This window comes from Micromonospora sp. R77 (assembly GCF_022747945.1).
GTDB lineage: Bacteria > Actinomycetota > Actinomycetes > Mycobacteriales > Micromonosporaceae > Micromonospora.
Window position 1 is genome coordinate 1,164,851 of record NZ_JALDST010000001.1, and the last position, 18,596, is coordinate 1,183,446.

At 71.0% G+C, this 18,596-nt stretch carries 21 protein-coding genes and 1 tRNA gene; 7 read left to right on the forward strand and 15 right to left on the reverse strand.

The annotated features are described in order from the left end of the window. Positions 1-123: 123 nt before the first annotated feature. On the forward strand, positions 124-1,971 hold the full coding sequence (locus MRQ36_RS05145; protein WP_242793268.1) for a glycoside hydrolase family 15 protein: 1,848 nt from the start codon (positions 124-126) through the stop codon (positions 1,969-1,971). 1 nt (position 1,972) lies between these two features. Here MRQ36_RS05145 and MRQ36_RS05150 read toward each other — a convergent pair whose 3' ends face one another. Further along, the gene (locus MRQ36_RS05150) at positions 1,973-3,055 is read right to left on the reverse strand and encodes a trans-acting enoyl reductase family protein (protein WP_242793270.1); all 1,083 of its coding nucleotides are present in this window, start codon (positions 3,053-3,055) and stop codon (positions 1,973-1,975) included. A 96-nt stretch (positions 3,056-3,151) separates the two neighbouring features. Here MRQ36_RS05150 and MRQ36_RS05155 point away from each other — a divergent pair, with 96 nt between their 5' ends. Then, positions 3,152-4,108, forward strand: a complete 957-nt coding sequence (locus MRQ36_RS05155; RefSeq protein ID WP_242793272.1) for a helix-turn-helix domain-containing protein — start codon at positions 3,152-3,154, stop codon at positions 4,106-4,108. Here MRQ36_RS05155 and MRQ36_RS05160 read toward each other — a convergent pair. The 4 genes from MRQ36_RS05160 to MRQ36_RS05175 all read right to left on the reverse strand — a co-directional run bounded on the left by MRQ36_RS05160 (position 4,063) and on the right by MRQ36_RS05175 (position 6,925). Beyond that, positions 4,063-5,277 (reverse strand): acyltransferase, encoded by a 1,215-nt coding sequence (locus tag MRQ36_RS05160; protein ID WP_242793274.1) that lies wholly within the window; start codon positions 5,275-5,277, stop codon positions 4,063-4,065. The genes MRQ36_RS05155 and MRQ36_RS05160 overlap by 46 nt on opposite strands. Before the next feature lie 179 nt (positions 5,278-5,456). Beyond that, entirely contained in the window at positions 5,457-5,906 is a 450-nt protein-coding gene (locus MRQ36_RS05165; RefSeq protein WP_242793276.1) for an iron chaperone, read from the reverse strand. Positions 5,907-6,115: 209 nt separating this feature from the next. After that, a complete protein-coding gene (locus MRQ36_RS05170; protein WP_242793279.1) occupies positions 6,116-6,436 on the reverse strand; it encodes a hypothetical protein in 321 nt (106 codons plus the stop codon). A gap of 114 nt (positions 6,437-6,550) precedes the next feature. Next, complete coding sequence (locus tag MRQ36_RS05175; RefSeq protein WP_242793281.1) at positions 6,551-6,925, reverse strand: nuclear transport factor 2 family protein; 375 nt, start codon at positions 6,923-6,925, stop codon at positions 6,551-6,553. Positions 6,926-7,103: 178 nt separating this feature from the next. Here MRQ36_RS05175 and rox point away from each other — a divergent pair, with 178 nt between their 5' ends. The 3 genes from rox (at position 7,104) to MRQ36_RS33140 (ending at position 9,142) form a co-directional block, all read left to right on the forward strand. Beyond that, the gene (gene rox, locus MRQ36_RS05180; protein WP_242793283.1) at positions 7,104-8,546 is read left to right on the forward strand and encodes a rifampin monooxygenase; all 1,443 of its coding nucleotides are present in this window, start codon (positions 7,104-7,106) and stop codon (positions 8,544-8,546) included. 105 nt (positions 8,547-8,651) lie between these two features. Next, the gene (locus MRQ36_RS05185) at positions 8,652-9,008 is read left to right on the forward strand and encodes a hypothetical protein (protein ID WP_242793285.1); all 357 of its coding nucleotides are present in this window, start codon (positions 8,652-8,654) and stop codon (positions 9,006-9,008) included. 5 nt (positions 9,009-9,013) lie between these two features. Beyond that, positions 9,014-9,142 (forward strand): hypothetical protein, encoded by a 129-nt coding sequence (locus MRQ36_RS33140; RefSeq protein ID WP_278187432.1) that lies wholly within the window; start codon positions 9,014-9,016, stop codon positions 9,140-9,142. A 49-nt stretch (positions 9,143-9,191) separates the two neighbouring features. Here MRQ36_RS33140 and MRQ36_RS05190 read toward each other — a convergent pair whose 3' ends face one another. From MRQ36_RS05190 to MRQ36_RS05210, 5 genes are all read right to left on the reverse strand, one after another. Continuing rightward, complete coding sequence (locus tag MRQ36_RS05190) at positions 9,192-9,365, reverse strand: hypothetical protein (protein WP_242793287.1); 174 nt, start codon at positions 9,363-9,365, stop codon at positions 9,192-9,194. Beyond that, positions 9,362-9,580, reverse strand: a complete 219-nt coding sequence (locus MRQ36_RS05195; RefSeq protein ID WP_242793289.1) for a hypothetical protein — start codon at positions 9,578-9,580, stop codon at positions 9,362-9,364. The genes MRQ36_RS05190 and MRQ36_RS05195 overlap by 4 nt, the downstream gene beginning before the upstream one ends. Continuing rightward, a complete protein-coding gene (locus MRQ36_RS33815) occupies positions 9,577-9,915 on the reverse strand; it encodes a hypothetical protein (RefSeq protein WP_374251090.1) in 339 nt (112 codons plus the stop codon). The genes MRQ36_RS05195 and MRQ36_RS33815 overlap by 4 nt, the downstream gene beginning before the upstream one ends. A gap of 176 nt (positions 9,916-10,091) precedes the next feature. Next, on the reverse strand, positions 10,092-11,303 hold the full coding sequence (locus MRQ36_RS05205) for a helix-turn-helix transcriptional regulator (protein WP_242793293.1): 1,212 nt from the start codon (positions 11,301-11,303) through the stop codon (positions 10,092-10,094). A 150-nt stretch (positions 11,304-11,453) separates the two neighbouring features. Continuing rightward, positions 11,454-11,909, reverse strand: a complete 456-nt coding sequence (locus MRQ36_RS05210; protein WP_242793295.1) for a DUF4878 domain-containing protein — start codon at positions 11,907-11,909, stop codon at positions 11,454-11,456. Between the two features lie 129 nt (positions 11,910-12,038). Here MRQ36_RS05210 and MRQ36_RS05215 point away from each other — a divergent pair, with 129 nt between their 5' ends. After that, positions 12,039-12,320, forward strand: a complete 282-nt coding sequence (locus tag MRQ36_RS05215; RefSeq protein WP_242793297.1) for a hypothetical protein — start codon at positions 12,039-12,041, stop codon at positions 12,318-12,320. Between the two features lie 20 nt (positions 12,321-12,340). On the opposite strand, the gene MRQ36_RS05220 is transcribed toward MRQ36_RS05215, so the two are convergent. Beyond that, complete coding sequence (locus tag MRQ36_RS05220) at positions 12,341-13,273, reverse strand: hypothetical protein (protein WP_242793299.1); 933 nt, start codon at positions 13,271-13,273, stop codon at positions 12,341-12,343. 786 nt (positions 13,274-14,059) lie between these two features. Here MRQ36_RS05220 and MRQ36_RS05225 point away from each other — a divergent pair. Further along, complete coding sequence (locus tag MRQ36_RS05225; RefSeq protein ID WP_242793301.1) at positions 14,060-14,428, forward strand: hypothetical protein; 369 nt, start codon at positions 14,060-14,062, stop codon at positions 14,426-14,428. A gap of 218 nt (positions 14,429-14,646) precedes the next feature. Here the strand turns inward: MRQ36_RS05225 and MRQ36_RS05230 are convergent. From MRQ36_RS05230 to MRQ36_RS05245, 4 genes are all read right to left on the reverse strand, one after another. Further along, positions 14,647-14,721, reverse strand: a tRNA-Val gene (locus MRQ36_RS05230). 83 nt (positions 14,722-14,804) lie between these two features. Then, on the reverse strand, positions 14,805-15,272 hold the full coding sequence (locus MRQ36_RS05235) for a peroxiredoxin (RefSeq protein ID WP_242793303.1): 468 nt from the start codon (positions 15,270-15,272) through the stop codon (positions 14,805-14,807). Positions 15,273-15,321: 49 nt separating this feature from the next. Next, positions 15,322-15,759: a DUF3052 domain-containing protein gene (locus tag MRQ36_RS05240; RefSeq protein WP_242793305.1), complete on the reverse strand. Its 438-nt coding sequence runs from the start codon at positions 15,757-15,759 to the stop codon at positions 15,322-15,324. A gap of 112 nt (positions 15,760-15,871) precedes the next feature. After that, the gene (locus tag MRQ36_RS05245) at positions 15,872-18,556 is read right to left on the reverse strand and encodes a thiamine pyrophosphate-dependent enzyme (RefSeq protein WP_242793307.1); all 2,685 of its coding nucleotides are present in this window, start codon (positions 18,554-18,556) and stop codon (positions 15,872-15,874) included. Positions 18,557-18,596 lie beyond the last annotated feature (40 nt).

The window sequence follows — 18,596 nt, forward strand, 5'->3', positions numbered from 1 at the left end:
CCCGGGGTGGGGAAGGTCACTCCGGGGTGGGTGATCGAGGCGCTGACCGCAAAAGCCTCACTAACCCGACATTTATTCCCTAAAGTTACTGCGCAGGGAGGCAGCCGAGACCGGGGGTCCGACGTGAACACCTATCCGGCGATCGAGGACCACGGACTCATCGGTGACCTCCAGACCGCCGCCCTGGTGACCTGCGACGGGACCATCGACTGGTTCTGCGCGCCGCGCTTCGACTCGCCCAGCATCTTCGCCGCGCTGCTGGACGCCGAACGGGGCGGCTACTTCCGCATCGCGCCGGACGACGTCCCGCACGTCACCAAGCAGCTCTACCTGCCCGGCACCCCGATCCTGATCACCCGGTTCATCAGCGCCGACGGGGTCGCCGAGGTGGTGGACTTCATGCCGGTGACCGGCGAGCGGGCCACCGAGGTGCACCGCCTGGTCCGCATGGTGACCATGGTCCGGGGCACCATGCGCTTCCGGCTGGAGTGCCGGCCCCGCTTCGACTACGGGCGGGAGCGGCACGAACTGGAGCGCCACCGCAACGGGTACGTCTTCCGGGGCACCACGGCGTCGTTCACCTTCAACCCGGTCGCCCCGGTACGCCGCCTGATCGACTCCGGCGACATCCAACTGCGCGACGGCGACCTGATCGGGTACGCCACCCTGAACGAGGGTGACACCGGCGGCGTGGTGCTGGAGACCACCGCCGAGGCCGAGCCCCGGATCGTCCCGCCCGAAGAGGTGCAGGGGATGTTCGAGTGGACCCGGGACTACTGGCGGCGCTGGGTCGACCGGTCCCGGTACACGGGCCGGTGGCGGGAGATGGTGGAGCGCTCCGCCATCACGTTGAAGCTGATGACGTACGCCCCGACCGGCGCCATGATCGCCGCGCCGACCGCCTCGCTCCCGGAGCTGATCGGCGGCACCCGGAACTGGGACTACCGCTACACCTGGATCCGCGACACGTCCTTCTCCGTGCACGCGCTGCTCGGCCTCGGCTTCACCGAGGAGGTCAGCCGCTACATGGAGTGGCTCGACGAGCGGATCCGGGAGGCCGGCGACCAGCAGGACCCCCTGAAGATCATGTACCGGGTGGACGGCTCGTCGGACCTGCACGAGGAGATCCTGGAGCACCTGGAGGGTTACCACGGCTCGGCCCCGGTGCGGATCGGCAACGGGGCCGCCGACCAGCTCCAGCTCGACATCCACGGCGAGGCGCTCTATGCCATGCACCTCGCCGACGAGCAGGGCATCCGCGTCTCCCACCAGGTGTGGCGCAGCACCGTGCGGCTGGTCGACTGGCTGTGCGAGCACTGGGACCGGCCCGACGCCGGCATCTGGGAGAGCCGCCACCACCCGCGCAACTACACCTTCGGCCGGGTGATGTCCTGGGTGGCGCTGGACCGGGCCGTCCGGCTCGCCTCCCGGACCGGCCGCCCCGGTGACATCAGCCGCTGGATCGCGCAGCGCAACCAGATCTACAACCAGGTCATGGCCCGCGGCTACCACCGGGGCCGCGGCACCTTCGTGCAGGCGTACGACGAGAACGTGCTCGACGCCGCGCTGCTGGCCATGCCGTCGGTCGGCTTCGTCACCCCGACGGACCCGCTCTGGCTCGCCACCCTGGACGCGATCGAGCGGGAGCTGGTCTCCGACAGCCTGGTCCACCGGTACGACCCGGTGCACTCCCCCGACGGCCTCCCCGGCCACGAGGGCACCTTCAACATGTGCACCTTCTGGTACGTCGAGGCGCTGGCCCGCTCCGGTCGCCTCGACGACGCCCGACTCACCTTCGAGAAGATGTTCACCTTCAGCAACCATCTCGGCCTCTACGCCGAGGAGATCGCGGCCACCGGCGAGCAGATCGGCAACTATCCCCAGGCGTTCAGCCACCTGTCGCTGATCAACACGGCGCTGGCGCTGAACGACATGCTCGACGCCGAGGCCGACGCCCGCCGCCGCCGCTGACCTACCCGCTCAGTTGGCCGGTCCCCGCCTCCAGCGGGAGCGGATCCGCGTGGTGCGGTGCGACCGAGAGGTGTCCGGAGAGCGCGCGGAGGAAGTCGGGCGCGTCGAAGATCTGGCCGGCGGAGGCGACACCGGTCGTCCTCGTCCGACCGGCGAGAATGCGCTGCACCGCTTCGACCGCCAGCGGCGCGCTGATGGCGTAGATGTCCCGGCCGCTGGCGACGACGCGGCGGCGGGTGTCACCGGCGCGTACGACGACGTCGACGGTGAACGTCTGCGCGGATCGGCCGCGCCCGTCGACCGCGACCGGCGCGGGGGTGCCCGGCGCGGCCAGGTCCTCGGCCGCGTCGACCGTCATGTACGTGCGTACCTCGGGGATGGCCAGGTGGCTGGGGACGGTGACGACATCGGCCATCGTGAAGTCGCCGAGGACGGTCCGGGTGCCCAGCGGAGCGGGAAAGTCCCACTCCAGGCGGGGCAGCTCGCCCTCCCCGAGGTGGTAGTCCAGCCGACCACCGGTGTAGCGGACCCGTCGGCCGTCGCGCCGCTCGCGCGAGACGGTGCCGGAGGCGAGGGTCCCGCCCGTCGGGTGCCAGCTGCTCAGACCGTACGCCACGTGCGCCTCGTCGGCCGTCGTCCAGTCGCCCATCGCCGTGGTGACCAGCAGGTCGCCGAGTCCGCCGAAGAACGCCATCGCCGGGACGACCGCGATGCCGGCGCTCCGGGCGCGGTCGGTGAAGCGCCGGAAGGTGTCGACGTTGGCCTCGATCTCGGCCGCCACGTCGACGTACGGGATGCCGGCCCGCAGCGCGGCCTCGATCACGGGGGCGGCGGTCGAGGCGAACGGGCCGGCACAGTTGACGACCCCCGCCGCTTCCCTCAGTGCCCGGTCGAGCGAGGCCGGATCGTCGACCGACGCGACCCGGTGGTCGAGCCCCGGCTGCGCCGTCGCCAGCGCCCGGAGCCGCTCCACGTCGCGACCGAGGAGCAGCGGGACGAATCCGCGCTCGCGCAACTCCGACACCACGAACCGCCCGGTGTGTCCGTACGCGCCGAACACCGCCACGACCTGCTCCGTACCCATTCCGGTTCCCCCTCGAAAGATCGACTGAGGAGATCCTTCCCGGCGGGACGGGCCGGCGTGAGTGTCCGGAACGCCATCCCCCGTACAGTTTCGGACATGGCCACCATCGCGCTCGCCGCCACCGACGGGATGCTGCACTTCGAGCTCGCCATGGCCTGCGAGGTCTTCGTCCGCGACCCGTCCGGCCTGGCCGACCCGTGGTACGACCTCGTGGTCTGCGGTCCGGGCCCGGTCGGGGTCGGCAGGTTCCGGCTGGAACCGGACGACGGTCTGGACCGCCTCGCCCGCGCCGACACCGTGATCGTCCCGGCCGTGGCGGACATCGACGCCGAGGTGCCGCCCGACCTGCTGGACGCCGTTCGCGCGGCCCACCAGGCGGGCGCTCGGCTGGTCTCGCTCTGCACCGGCGCGTTCGTGCTCGCCGCCGCCGGGGTGCTGGACGGGCTGCGGGCGACCACGCACTGGGCGCACACCGAAGCACTGGCCGCCCGTTTCCCCCGGGTGGAGGTCGACGCGGACGTGCTCTACGTCGACAACGGCAGCGTGCTCGCCTCCGCCGGCAAAGCCGCCGCGATCGACCTGTGCCTGCACCTGATCCGCCGCGACCACGGCGCGACGGTCGCCAACGCCGTCGCCCGCCGCCTGGTGGTGCCGCCGCACCGCGCGGGCGGCCAGGCCCAGTTCGTCACCACCCCGGTGCCCGCCCGCGACGACCATCCGCTCGCCGACCTGTTCCCCTGGGCGATGGAACGGCTGGACCGCCCGCTGACCGTGGCGGACCTGGCCCGTCGGGCGAACATGAGCTCACGCAACCTGGCCCGCCACTTCAGGTCGGCAACCGGCACCAGCCCGCTGCACTGGCTGTCGACCCAGCGGATCCGCCGCGCCCAGGAGCTGCTGGAGAACACCGACCTGAGCATCGACGCCATCGCCCGGGCGGCCGGCCTGGGCACCGCGACGACGGTACGCCGGCACTTCCACCGCACCGTGGGGGTCTCGCCGGACACCTACCGCCGCACCTTCCGCAGCGCCCGGCCCGCGGCGGAGTCGTGACCACCGTCGGTCAGGAGACCGCCGCCCGCCCCGACCGGCGCAGCCAGGTCAGCCGCCGGAAGCGCCCCTGGTCGGGAGCTGTAGCGCTTGTGCCGCAGCGCGGGCTTCTCGACCAGGTGCCACGAGGCGTACGCGATCATCCCGGTGAGGGCGATGGCCAGGGTGACCAGCGCGGTGCCGTGCAACTGCCCGGCGATCCCCGACCAGAGCAGCAGGTTGACCACGGGCATGTGCCAGATGTAGACGCCGAAGCTGAGGTCACCGATCCGCTCGGTGGTGCGGCGCAGCACGGCCGGGCCGTGGTGGCCGACCCAGAAGAGCAGGTACGCCAGCGGCAGCGCGGCGGCGACGGCCACCACCGGGGCCCAGGCCGGACCGACCTGCTGACGCCCCAGGTTGGCGGCCTGGTAGAGCAGCACGGCGGCCACGGCCAGCGTCCAGTGCTGCGGCAGCCGCGACCAGACGCGAGCGGCGGCGATGCCGACGACGAAGACGGCCAGCCACGGCCAGCACGTCACCGCCAGCAGCTTCGCGTCGAGCCGCTCGGTCGTCTCGCCGCCGAGCGCGGCCAGCAGCACGGTCCCGGCGACGCCGACGGTGAAGGCGACCGTGACCATGGCCCGGAAGCCGACCCGGTGCGCCAGCCACACCAGGCCGGGCAGCAGGAGATAGAAGCTGACCTCGACCGGGATGGTCCAGAGGCTGCCGTTCACCACGCCGCTGCCGAAGCCGTGGAAGAGGGCGGGGTGATAGACCGGGAAGAGTGCCAGGTTGCTGGTCGCCCAGGCGAGAAACGGCGTGCTGTGCGCCGCGCCCAGCGGAACGACCCGCAGCGCCAGCAGCGCGACCACCATCACCGCGAGGTACGCGTAGAGCGCCGGCACGATCCGCAGGAACCGGTTACGCAGGTACTCCCGGTAGGGCCGCCCGTCGCGGCGGCACCGTTCGGCGGACGCGTACACCATGCCGCCGCTGAGGATGAAGAACGCCATCACCCCGTCGTAGAACCACAGGCCGTGACCGTGCCCGAGCCAGAGGAACCCCGTATCGAGGTGGGCGGTGGCGTGCTGGACCAGGACACACAGGGCGGCCAGCAGCCGGAGCGCGTCGAAGCAGTTCCGCCGCCGCTCGGTGCGCGGCGGCGCGCTGGGCTCGACGATCACGGCCATGTGGGTGCTTCCGTTCCAGGACTGCGCTCGACACCGGGGCGACCGGGTCAGTCCAGTACGTCACGGCACCCCGTGATCCAACGACGCCGGTCCCGGGCCGGTAGCGGGCCAGCAGGCCGCCGAGCAGCGAACACCCGCAATCGGATACCCGCCGACACCGCGACGTCGTGGAGCGCCGGTCAGGAGACCGCCGCCCGCACCAGCTCGGCGATCCGCTTCTCCACCTCCGGACTCCACTGCTTGAGCGCGTACGACACCGGCCACAGGTCGCCGTCGTCCAGGTTCGCCGCGTCCTGGAAGCCCAGGGTCGAATAGCGGTAGTTGAACTTGCCCGAGTCCTGGAAGAAGATCACGATCTTGCCGGCGGCGTTCGCGTAGGCGGGCATCCCGTACCAGGTCTTCGCCGACAGCTCGGGGGCGTTGGCGCTCACCGTCGCGTGCACGCGTTCGGCGAGCGCCCGGTCCGCAGGCGCCATCTGCGCGATCCGGTCCAGGACGGCCTGCAGCTCGTCGGCCTTCTTGGCACCCTTCTTGCCCTCGGCGCGCAGCTCGGCGGCGCGCTCCTTCATCGCGGCGCGCTCCTCGGCGCTGAAGCCCTCGGACTCGCTGGTGGCATTCTTCGCGGACATCTCGGGCCGCCTTTCGACGCTCAGGGCCCGGCGAGGTGCCGGACCTGAGAGAAACGGTAGGGCCGCCGGCACCCGCGTCGCTTCTCGATTCCTGATCGGATGCGGGTTGGCCGCAGCCTGCCGCTCGTCCGCCCCGACCGCCGCCGTCGAGCCTGCGGCGGCACTGGCCTGCCCCGGTCTTGACCTGCGAACGTCTTCGTCCGTCGTTGCTAGGACGCGAACTGCGGATAGATGCGAGCAATCAATGACGGGTCCCGCACTCCGCGCTGGAAGCTCTCCCAGGCCACCGGATCCTTGTCGGCAGGCGGGCAGTTCTGCGGATTGCGGGTGGCGGCCCGCACCAGCCCACCACCCGTGCGCTCACAGGCGAACTCCGCGTCGTCGGCGGAAAGCCCGAACTCCGCACCGAGAACACCTTCGACCTCCTCCTCGGAGGCGTTCCTGAGCATGAGTGACAGCGTGACATCTACCAGGTCAGCGACTGTCCGCCCCTGCGCCAGCGGAATCGAGAGATCCTCGGTCCACTCCATCGCAACCCCCTCAACGAGACTGGGACGGCAAGGTAGCACCCACCGCCGCGTCAATGGCGGCAATCGCGCCTACCCCGTACGCCGCCTGGTACAACGGCCTTCTCGCACACGCTCTCAGGTGGCCAAGCGCGTGTCGGCGGAGCTCTCCGGCTTCGCCTGCGGCCTGGCGGAGAGGCCCCACAGCTCGACGATCCGATCGCCCTCGAAGGCGAACATCTCCAGCATGGTCGCCGCCGAACCGTCGGCGAAGCCCACCATCTCGGTCCGGGTCGCCACTCGTCGGCCGTCCGCAACGAGCTCCTTGAGCTCCACCTTCAGGTCGGGATGCTGCTCCCACATCCGCTGCCAGGCCCGTTGCACGCACTCCCAGCCGGTGGCCTGCAACGGATGGCTGTAGAAGCCGGCGGCGAAGATGCGTTCGGCGGCCGACGCGTCCCGGCGGTTGAACGCGTCGTACATCCGCTCGGCGATCTGGCGTCCTTGATCCACGAACGCAGTATCCACCGACTGTGCGGACCCCGGCATCCCCGTCGGGAAACAAGAAAGGCAAGGAGGAGAACTCCTTGCCACTATCAACATATACCGCACTCCGGGGCTTGCGGCAAGACCCCGATCGGGGGGCAGAATCGGCGGCCGAACGCAGAATCGGCAGACCATGGGGGAATTCATGTTCGATGTGATCGTCGTCGGCGGCGGGCCGACCGGCATGATGCTGGCGAGCGAATTGCGGCTGCACGGTGTCGACGTGCTCGTACTCGAGAAGGAGCCCGAGCTGCCGCCGTACGTGCGGTCGCTGGGGCTGCACGTACGCAGCATCGAGGTGATGGATCAGCGAGGATTGCTGGAACGGTTCCTCGCGCACGGCAAGCAGTATCCGATTCACGGATTCTTCGCGGGCATCCAGAAGCCCGCTCCCACCGGATTGGACACCGCCCACGGATATGTGCTCGGCATTCCGCAGACGCTCACCGACCGGCTGCTCGCCGAGCACGCGGCCGAGGTCGGAGCCGAGATCCGGCGCGGGCGGGCCGTGGTCGGGCTGGCGCAGGACGACGACGGCGTGACCGTCCGGCTCGACGACGCCACCGCGCCGCCGCTGCGAGCCCGCTTCGTCGTCGGCTGCGACGGTGGGCGCAGCACGGTGCGCAAACTGCTCGGGGTCGGGTTCCCCGGCGAGCCGTCGAGGATCGAGACGCTGTTGGGCGAGTTGGAGGTGACGGCGTCCCAGGAGCAGATCACCGAGGTGATGACCGAGGTGCGCAAGACCGAGATCCGGTTCGGGCTCGGGCCGTCGGGCACGCCGGGGGTGTTCCGGGTGGTCGTGCCGGCCGAGGGCGTGGCCGAGGACCGTTCGGCGCCGCCGACGCTCGACGAGTTCAAGCGCCAGCTCCGCAAGTACGCCGGCACCGACTTCGGCGTGCACTCCCCCCGCTGGCTGTCGCGCTTCGGCGACGCGACCCGGCAGGCCGAGCGCTATCGGGTCGGGCGGGTGTTCCTGGCAGGGGACGCCGCGCACATCCACCCGCCGACGGGTGGGCAGGGGCTCAACCTCGGCATCCAGGACGCGTTCAACCTGGGGTGGAAGCTGGCGGCGGCGATCGACGGCTGGGCGCCGGACGACCTGCTGGACAGCTACGAGTCCGAGCGGCATCCGGTCGCCACCGACGTGCTCCACAACACCCGTGCCCAGATGCAGCTGATGACCAACGAGCCGGGGCCGCGGGCGGTTCGGCGGCTGCTGGCGGAGCTGATGGACTTCAACGACGTCAACAAGTTCCTGATCGAGAAGATCACCGCGATCGGCGTCCGGTACGACTTCGGGGAGGGCCACGCCCTGCTCGGGCGGCGGCTGGCCGACGTACCGCTGAAGCAGGGGCGGCTGTTCGAGCTGCTGCGTACCGGAAACGGGTTGTTGCTGGACCGGACGGGACGGCTCGCGGTGGACGGCTGGGCCGACCGGGTCGACCTCGTCGCCGACACCGGCGACGAGCCGGACGTGCCGGCGGTCCTGCTCCGGCCGGACGGGCACGTCGCGTGGGTCGGCGACGACCAGCAGACCCTCGAGGTCGCGCTGGCCCGGTGGTTCGGCGCCGCCCGAACGGCAGCGTGAGGGACGCGCGTCTGTGGCAGACTCCCGGCATGGCTTCACGACGAAGGGACCGTGCCGCGTAAGCGGCCTGCGGCGCTCCGCGCCGCCGAACCCGGGCGCCGACGGATGCACGAGTCCCGCGCACACCTGCCCGGGATGTCCGGCAAGATCGTCGCCGACATCGTCCGGCTGGAACGCCGGGACAGTCGGCTCCGCCCCGGTGACATCCATCGCGCCCTGCACGGTTGGACCGACACCGCGCGCGGTCCGGCCCGCCAGCTCCGGGAGGACTTCGGCGGCTGCCCCTGCGGCTGCACGTTGGACCATCGGGAGGTGTTGGACATCGCCCTGGGGGCGCTACCTCGACGGGCGGCACGGCAGCTGCGACGCGCCGTCGACGCGGCCGATGATCTCTTCCTCAGCCGGACGCTGGCCAACCCCTGGGCCGACCCCCGCGATCCGTGGTGGGAGCAGCGACTCTGACCGAGGTGACGAACGTCTGGCAGATTCCCGACGGGATCCATCAGCACGTCCTCGTCGCCTCCGGCACCCCGAACGACCTCGACCAGCTCTACGGGCTCAGCCAGCCGTCCACCACGCCAACCGCCGAACGCTGAACGCATTCCGCCGGGGCGCCTCGGCGGGCTGAGCGCGGTACTGCTGGCATCAGACGAGGCGCTGGATGCGGACCGTCGGCTGCTGGTTTCTCAGGTGGCCCAGTTTGTGCTGCCGGACCTGCTCGTCCCAGACCTCCTGGTCGTGGTCCGGGTCCGGTGGGACCCACCGGTGCGAGCCATCGCTGTAGTGGAACTTCTCGTCGCCGCGCCGGAGGATGCTCATCGGGCCCGGCCGACGAACCGGTGGTGCGGGTGGCCGGCGGGGACGTGGGCGAGGTCCCGGGCGGCGTCGACGAACTGGGCGGCCAGGTAGAGGGCCAGCGAGACCGGCACATCCGCGTACTCCGCCCGCAACTCGCACTGCCGGGTGGGGCACGGCCAGGGCAGGCCGCAGCCTCCGCAGCTCCAGACCGGCAGCACCGGGCCGTGGGTGGTCACCGGACACCACCCAGGAACCGGGCGGTGCTCGTCCGGGCCGTGCGGCTGGTCGCCCACTCCACCTGCCAGCACGGGTACGGGGCCAGCCGCGACCACCACGCCCGGCAGCCGACGCACATGCCGTCCATCCCTCGAATGTGTACGGAGAGAATCACCTGTTCATGGGCGTCCGTCACGGCGTCTCCTCGCCGGGCCAGTGGCCACGGTTGATGGGGATGCGGTGGCGGGCATGGCAGGGCAGATCGGCTCCGCAGCGACAGATCCGCCGCCAGAGCTGCCACGACCACACTGGCCGATGCCTGCGCGCGAGAGTCAGTGCAGCGGCCGAAAGGTATTCGTCATACGAGACGCGGCGCACGTACCCTCCCTCGTCGATCACGAGGGCGGCCCCTTGCCCTCGAAACTGAGAGGGACGCGACGACCAGGCGAAACCCGCACCGCCCGCCGCATCCCGTGAGCAAGAAGCTACGGTCGGTGGCGGAGCAGAACGGGTACGGTTCCTACCCCTGGATCACGACAGGAGGCCGACCTTCACCGCGAGGTCACGAGCGTCGTCGCGGGTGGAACGCGGCCCGTCGAGCAGTTCCAAGGTGATCTGACGGGCGTACCCGTTGAAGCGGATCGTCTCCGGAGCCGAGTCGTACGCCTGCCGAAGCATCGCGACGGCCGTTTCCTTGTCGTCCTTGCCGTAGTGCGCCCGCGCGACCTCGATGAGATGGCGTGCCCGGCGCGGCCTCGACGGAATCGCCGCCGAATCATGACGGCGCGCCTGCCGCAACGCCTCACCCGACTTCTGCAACTCGACCGCCACCGTCACCGCGTGAGCGCCCATGATGACCCGCGAGAACGATGTCTGCGGCTGATAGAAATCCTGCGGCAGGCGCTGCGCCACCGCGTCGGCGCGATCCCAGTACCGCCAGGCCCGCCCTTCCTCACCGGCACGAGCGGCGGTGTAGGCGGCCTCGAAGTTCAACGCACCCCACAGCGCCAGCAGGTTCGCGTTCCCGTCGGCCACCTGCGGCTCCACAGCCGACAAGACATCCAGCGTCACCGCCATCGCAGTGTCCCAGTCACCGGCGTCCCGATGCACCTGACACAGGAACCAGCCCGCGCACGCCACCGCCTCCGGATCGCCGGACTCCTGCGCCGCCACCGTCGCCCGATCCGCGACGCGCCACAACAACTCGGCGGCGGGTTGGTAGGCGAGGAACATCTGCGTCAACCCGAGCGTCTCCGCCAGCAGCGCCTGTGCCCGCCGACGCTCGTCACCCTCGTACGCCAGCGCGGCGCGCTGCACATCCCGCAACAGCCCCGGCAACAACCCGCCCAGCACCGTACGGTGATCCGACGCCTGATGGCGGGCCCGCCACGCCACCGCAAGCCGCTCCCCCAGACTGGTCACCGACTCCGCGGGAGCCTCGACGGACGGCCGGAAGCGGTTCACCGCGTCTCGGACCGACCCGAGCGCGGGATGCTCCGGCCCGTTCACCACGGCAGACCGGTCACTCAACTCCCCGGCCAGGACCGACACGTCGACCTTCAGGGCACGCGCAATGCGATCCAGCATGTGAATGCGCGGCGGCAGGATCCGATCGGTCTCCACCGCCTTGACCCACTCGGCGCTCCGGCCAACCAACCCGCCGAGCACCGCGCGGGTTTTCCCGGACCGCTCCCGGTAGACCTTCAAGCGCTGCCCGAAGGTCAGTTCCGGCAAGGACTCCATCCCGAACCTCCTCGTAGCTCGGGATGCACCCATCGGCACCCGGGCCGCCGCCCCGTCAACGCTACCGAGCGGACCGCGCCCTCATAACCCCTCACACGCGGCATCGTGTGCGGCCGGCTGTCCGGTCTCAGGTGCCCGGTGCATGCGGGCTCAGTACGGCTGGCCGCACACCTTCCAGGCCCCCTCCTCCTTCACCAGCATGAATTCGTGCCGGTCGGTGAAGCCGCTGTCCAGTGTCAGGGCCATGGTCACCGTCGCCGACGTGCGGCCGTTGACGCTCGAGACGTTGACGCCGTTGACCTTGTGGCCGCGAATCTTCGGCTGCTTGGCGACGCCCTGGGCGAACCCGTCCCTCGGGTACCTGGCGCGCGTGTCCCTGCACAACAGTCCGTACGCCGCGTCCGCATCGCCGGCCTCCAGGTCGCTCACGAACGACTCGGCGGCCTGCCGAGCCGGATCCGTAGCGCCCTTGATCCCCTTGTACAGGAAGAAGCCGCCGACGCCGACGCCACCGCAGCACAGCACGACGACCACGCCGACGACGACCAGCACGGTTCGCAGCGTCCGCCGCTCCGGCGGTTGGGGTACCTGGTAGGGGTCGATCATGGAAGTGACGGTAGGTGATCCGAGAAGTCCTCGATGCCAACCGAACGGCCGGTTCCTCGCGTGGCGATGACCTCTCGCCGACAGCCGGCCCGCTCCAGCTCGACGACCGCAGCGCGCGAGGATGGACCCATGTCCAGACATCAGCCCTACGGCCGTTTCGCCGAGGTAGACGATCCGCCGGCCACCGCGACCCGGCGGGACATCGCCGACCTCGTCGACGACATGCTCGAAGACCTGGTCACACACCCCGACGAGTGGGAGAACGCCACCCTGGAGTCGTTCCTCGGAGCGCTCGCGCGGTCTCTCGACGACATCGACGGCCGCTACGCCAACCAGGGACGGGTGTTGCCTGATCAGCCGACCTGGCAACTTGTCGGCGAACTGCTGGTGATGGCGAGCGGCTACGAGTAGCGGCTCACACCGTCACCCCGTCACCCGGTCGCCCGCTCGTCCGCCCACAGGCGGCCGGAGTCCTCCGGGTCGTCCGGTTGCACGGTGCCGTCCACCAGTCCGGCAAAGAGGGACTCGAACAGCCGGTCCGGGTCCCGCGCTGCTCGCCCGCCACGGTCGCCCACCGCCTCGTACGCGGCCTGCACCTCGGCCACCCGGCGCACCAGGGCCGGCAGGTCCACGCCGGGGTGGTAGAGCGACGCCCACAGCTCTCTCTCCAGCGCGATCGCGGCTGGCTCCCACGGCTGCGCCGGCTCCGGCGCCTCGCCGTCCTCCTGCTCGGCCTGCCGGTACACCGACCTCGACCATGCCCTCGTCGCCAGTCCCAGGGGATCCGTGATCAGGGCGAACGGTCGACGCTCGATCGGGAACGCCCACGGCAGCGTACGACCGATCCGGGCCACCCCCAGCGCCTTCACCAGGTCGAACAACAGGTCGTCGACCGGCTGCCGGCTCGCGGATTCTTCGTGCGTGATCACCTGGCGCAGCGCCGGGGCGTCCGCCCGCAAACCGGCCGCAGCAGACCACCTGCTCAGCTCCGAGACCACCTCGTCGACGCTGCGGCCGACCGGCTCGGGCCTGCCCCACGGCTGATGGCGGTACGTCCCGCACGGCCCGCTGACGTCCCACAGGTGCGTCAACGGCCCCACCGCTCCCGGTGCCGCCGCACACATCACGGCACAGTCGCCGTCGCTGACGTACGCGGCGAAGACCGGGTGGCCGGTCGACGCCACCATCGCCTCGGACGACCCCAGCAGATCCGGCGGATCATTCCGCCCCTGGGTCTCCACCAACTGCCACTCGTCGCCCAGCTCGCGCAGCCACCGATGGCGGTAACCGAAACCGGTCATGCCGTCCTGCTCGACCAGCAACCCCTGGGCTCGCGCCACCACCACCGTGCCCCAGTAACTCACCCGCGCAGCCTAGGCCGATCACCACTCTCCGGCCTACGCGTTTGTCGAAAGAAGGATCGAATGCGTCCGCCAAAAAGCTTCGGCTGCCCCTGGCCGCCATCGCTGGCGTTCCCCTCGTCCTGGCGGTCGGGGGCTCGCCAGCACAAGCACATATTGCTATCACCTTCCACGGATCCGACTACGCCACCGCATCCTCCGACCACACCTATGTGACGGTTCACGACAAAGAGGCCGACAGTAACGGTGGATACGTGTTCGACGGGACCACCCGCCAGATTGGCGATCCGAATGGAAGCGCCTCAGGCGGTGGAAGTGGCGCCTTCAGTGCCGGTGTGGACTGGTTCCACGTATGCGAGAGAAACGTAGGATGCAGCGGAGCGGTCTACGCCTGGGCATGAAGATCACCCCGATGCAGGATTGCCGGCGGCCCGCAATTCAGATAGAGCCGAGGCAGAACTGCCGGCAACCAGGTGGGCAGATCTCTCCGCCCTCGACCAGGCCGTGACGGGCATGCAGTGCACCTATCACCGCAGGCCCGCCCACCGGCAATGCCGGCCCGGGCGGTCGCGGTGACTTCGGGTGCAGGAGCCGGCCAGGCCCGCTTTGGCTGATTCCGGCCTCGCCGCCGATTCTTCTTGAGGTGGCCACCATGGGGGGTTTCCGTGCCGAATCCGGCCTTTTCGGTGATCCCGAGTTGGAGCGTTGACCCAGAGCATTGGCCTGGGTAATATCCATGCATCTGAACGCGTCACATTGCGTGACGCAATGTCGTAAGACGGGGGAACGATGAAGACAACGCTCAGCCGCGCGGCAAAAGCCTCCGCGCTCTCCGCCGCCCTGGTGCTCACCGGAATCGCCATTCCGGGCGTCGCCTACGCGGACACGACCAAGTGCTCGTACATCGGCTACGACCGGGCGTGCGCCACCAACTACACCAGTGGCTCCACCAAGTCAGTGCTCGAAATTTGCGACAACACGAATGACGGTAAGAGTGTCCAGGCCGCATACCTGATGGAAGGCAGCGGCACGTCGACCAACACTATCGACCCTTATGGCGGGGGCTGCACGGTGCTCAGGAACTCCTCCTGGCGCGTCCACTGGTTCAAGATCCGGAAGACCTACGACACCTGGCAGCCGACCGTCAACATGTACTAGCAGGCACGCGTTCCATTGGTGGAAAGGACCCAGCCCGGCACGATTCTCGGGCTGGGTCCTTTCGCATCGGCGGCCCCGACTCCCCGCCGGCCGCGCCCGCCGCCGGGCATCAGGGGCGAGGGCCGCGGAGCGACAGCGGCAGCAACCGGCACGCGCCCGAGCGGCGGTGACCGTCGGGCGTACCCACAGGTGGTGCCCGAGCCGAGGCTGATGGTACGTGGTGGGCGCGGCAGGTTTCGAACCTGCGACCCCCCGCTTGTAAGGCGGGTGCTCTCCCACTGAGCTACGCGCCCGGAACGCCCGTCGTGGCGGGCCGGAGACCGGCAAGCTTACCTGCCGGCCGCCGACCCGGTGCAACGGCGTGCCTGGGGTGGGATCAGGCGGCGACGGCCTCCGCGAGGGCCTTGCGCCAGCCCTGCTGGTCCCGCGCCTCGCCGGGCATGTTCATCTCGGCGAACCGGACCACGCCGGCCTTGTCGATCACGAAGGTGCCCCGGTTGGCGATGCCCGCGACGTCGTTGAACACGCCGTACGCCTGGGCCACCGCGCCGTGCGGCCAGAAGTCCGCCAGCAGCGGGAACTGGTAGCCCTCCCGGTCCGCCCAGATCTTGTGGGCGTAGACCGAGTCGACGCTGACGGTCAGCACCTGGACGTCGTCGTTGACGTACTCGTTGAGGTTGTCCCGCACCTCGCAGAGCTCACCCTGGCAGATGCCGGTGAAGGCGAGGGGGTAGAAGACCAGCAGCACGGTGCGGCTGCCCCGGAAGTCCGAGAGCCGGACCTCCTGGTTGTTCTGGTCCTTGAGCACGAAGTCCGGCGCCTCGGCGCCAACCTCGACGGGCATGCGAGCTCCTCGAATCGGGTCGGTGGAGATGATCAGCCTGCCACAACCGCTACTTCTTCGCCTTGGACCCACGGCGCAGCACCAGGCGGGCGCCGCTCCAGTCCACGCCGGCGTTGACCGTGGAGGTCTGCTGGAGGCCGGCGGTCTGCGCGCTCTCCGCGACCTCGCTCGGCTCGACGTGGCCGTCCCGGCCGGCCTTGGGGGTCAGGAGCCACACCACGCCGTTGTCGGCCAGCGGGCCGAGGGCGTCGACGAGGAGCTCGAAGAGGTCACCGTCGCCCTCGCGGTACCAGACCAGCACCGAGTCGACCACCTCGTCGGTGTCCTCGTCGACCAGTTCTCCACAGCGGTCGGTCAGGGCGTCCCGGAGATCCTGGTCGACGTCCTCGTCGTACCCCATCTCCATGACGACCATCCCCGGTTCGATCCCGAACCGGTCCGCCAGGCTGCGTACCCCGTCGGCGGCCTGACCAGCGGTCGCGCTCACTGTCGCGTGCCTCCTCATCTCATCCCTGCTCGCGGCGTCTCAGCGACGCCGTCGGGCCAAGTCCACACAGTTGTGGCTCCCCGCGCAAGTGGCGCACCGGGTGGAACGGAATTTACCGTGCCAGGAGCGTACGGGCACCCTGGGTGATTGCTTCCTCGGAGACCAGCACCTGACCGGCCGCCGGACCCAATGGTACAAACGAGTCGATTGCGGCCACCCGGCGCGCCGCCCCCACGTAGCCGGCGTCGACCAGCGCCGCGAGCACTCCCTCACCCACCCCGCCGGACCTGCGCGTCTCGTCCACGACCAGCACCCGGCCGGTCGCCGACGCCTCCCGGATGATGTCCGCCACCGGCAGCGGGGCCAGCCAGCGCAGGTCCACCACCCGGGTCCCGACGCCCTCGTCGGCGAGGGTGGCCGCCGCCCGCAGCGACATCCGCAGCCCGTTACCGAAGGTGATGATGGTGACGTCCTCGGCGGAGCCGACCCCGTACACCCGGGCCCGACCGATCGGGACGTGGCCGGCCGCCCAGGCGCCGGGCTCCGCGTACTCCGCCAGCCACTCGCCGTCGCCCTCGGTGTACAGGTCGCGGGTGTGGTAGAGCGCGATCGGCTCCAGGAAGACGCAGACGCTGCCGTCCACCGCCGCGGCGGCCAGGCAGGTCCGCAGCATGGGCGCGGCGTCGTCCGGCCGCGCCGGCACCGCGATCACCAGCCCCGGCACATCCCGGAGTACGGCGACCGAGTTGTCGTTGTGGAAGTGCCCGCCGAACCCCTCCTGGTAGGCCAGCCCCGCCACTCGCACCACCATCGGGTTGCGGAACGCCCCCGAGGAGAAGAACTGCATGGTGGCCGCCTCGCCGCGCAGCTGGTCCTCGGCGTTGTGCAGGTACGCCAGGTACTGGATCTCCGGCACCGGCAGCATCCCGGCCGTGCCGGCGCCGAGGCCCAGCCCGAGGATCGACGTCTCGTCCAGCAGGGTGTCGAAGACCCGGGCCGGACCGAACCGGTCCCGCAGCCCCTTCGTCACCCCGTACACCCCGCCCTTCGCGGCGACGTCCTCACCGAAGACCACCAGGTGCGGATGGTCGAGCATCCCGTCGGCGAGCGCCGCGTTGACGCTCTGCGCCAGGGTGAGCGGGCCGGCCAGCTCCGGCGGCTTGCCGCCGAACAGCTCGACCCGCGCGGCGGAGTCCGGCCCGGCCGCCCGGGCCGCCGCGTCGGCCACCGCCCGGGCGATCCGGGCGGGGCGGCGCGGGGCGAGCGCCGCCACCACTTCGGCCGGCGAAGCGAGCTTCGGCTCGTCGAGCACCTCTTCGGCGATTCGGCGGACCTGCCAGCCGCGCTCGGCGTACCGGGCGAGCAGTTCCTCGCCGGTGGCGACGCCGCCGGCGACCAGCAGCCGCGCGGTGGCCAGCAGCGGGTCCCGCTCCGCGTCTGCGGCGAGTTCGGCCGTGCTCCGGTACGCGGTCTCCGCGTCCGCGCCGGCGTGGCCCATCAGCCGCACGGTGGTCAGGTGCAGCACGGCGGGCCGCCGGTGCCGGCGCACCCACTCGGCCGCCTCCCCCGCCACCCGGTACGTCTCCACCGGGTCGCCGCCGTCGGCGGCGAAGTAGCGGATCCCCGGCCTGGACCGCAGGGTCGCCGCCACCCAGCCCTGCGGCGACCGGACGCTGATGCCGAGGCCGTTGTCCTCGCAGACGAACAGCACGGGGATACGCAGGCCGGTGTGGTCGTACCAGCCGGCGGTGTTGAACGCGGCGGTGGCACCGGCGTGGTTGACCGATGCGTCACCGAAGGAGCAGACCACGATCGCGTCCGGCGGCCAGGGTCCGTCGACGGGCCGGTCGCCACCGCCGATCCGTACCGGTGGGCCGGTCCGCCGCCCGCCGCGGCGCAGCCGTTCCAGGGCCAGCCCCAGACCGACCGCCCGGGGCAGGTGCGAGGCGATGGTGGAGGTGGTCGGGATGACGGCCAGGTCGGCCCGGCCGAACACCTTGTGCCGGCCACCGGCGATCGGCTCCCGCGCCGAGGCGACCATCCCGCGCAGCACGTCCCGCGCCGCCTCCGTGTACGCGTCCTCGACATCCCGGTTCGCGTCACCACCGTCGACGTCGCGGTCCGCGTCCCCGTCGGGTCGGCCCGGTTCCCGGCCGGTCCGGTGGGGCCCCTCGGCTGTCGGTGCCGCCACCGGCACCCCGACCACGGCCTCACCGGCGGCGTCCACGGCCACGCCGGCACCGACCGGCACGCTCGGGGCGGCGACGGCGGCCGGCACCCGCAGCGGCTCCCGGGCGGGAGTGTCGTCGGCCTCCACCGGTACGCCCAGCGCCTCCCGGACGGATTCACCCGCTTCCGTTGACCGGTGCTCAGCGGCATCCGGCGGGACGGCGACGTCGGCTTCGTCCGTACCCTCGTCGTCCTCGCCGGCCGACGCGGCGGGGAAGGTCCCGGCGGCCTGGGCGGCGCGGAGGCAGTAGAAGGCCCCGGAGCGGTAGTGCAGCAGGGCCGGATCGGTCGGCCGCAGGGCGGCGGCGACCGCGCCGTTCCCCTCGTGACCGGCGGAGCCGATGGTGTAGAAGCCCTCGCCGAAGCTGCGCAGCCAGCGCCCGGCGAGGTCCAGCTGTCGGCTGGTGACCTGCGCGTCGAAGAGGGCCAGGGCCTGCGCGCCGGTCAGTCCGGTGCCGGTGCGCAGCGGCGCGGCCGGGTCACGCCGCTCGGCCGGGCCGGCGAGCGCGGCCAGCGCCTCCCGGAGCCGGTCGTCGAGATCCTGCGGGGTGGTCACGTCGGACAGCATTACCGACGGAGGGGCACCTCGCCCAGTCGGACACGTTTCG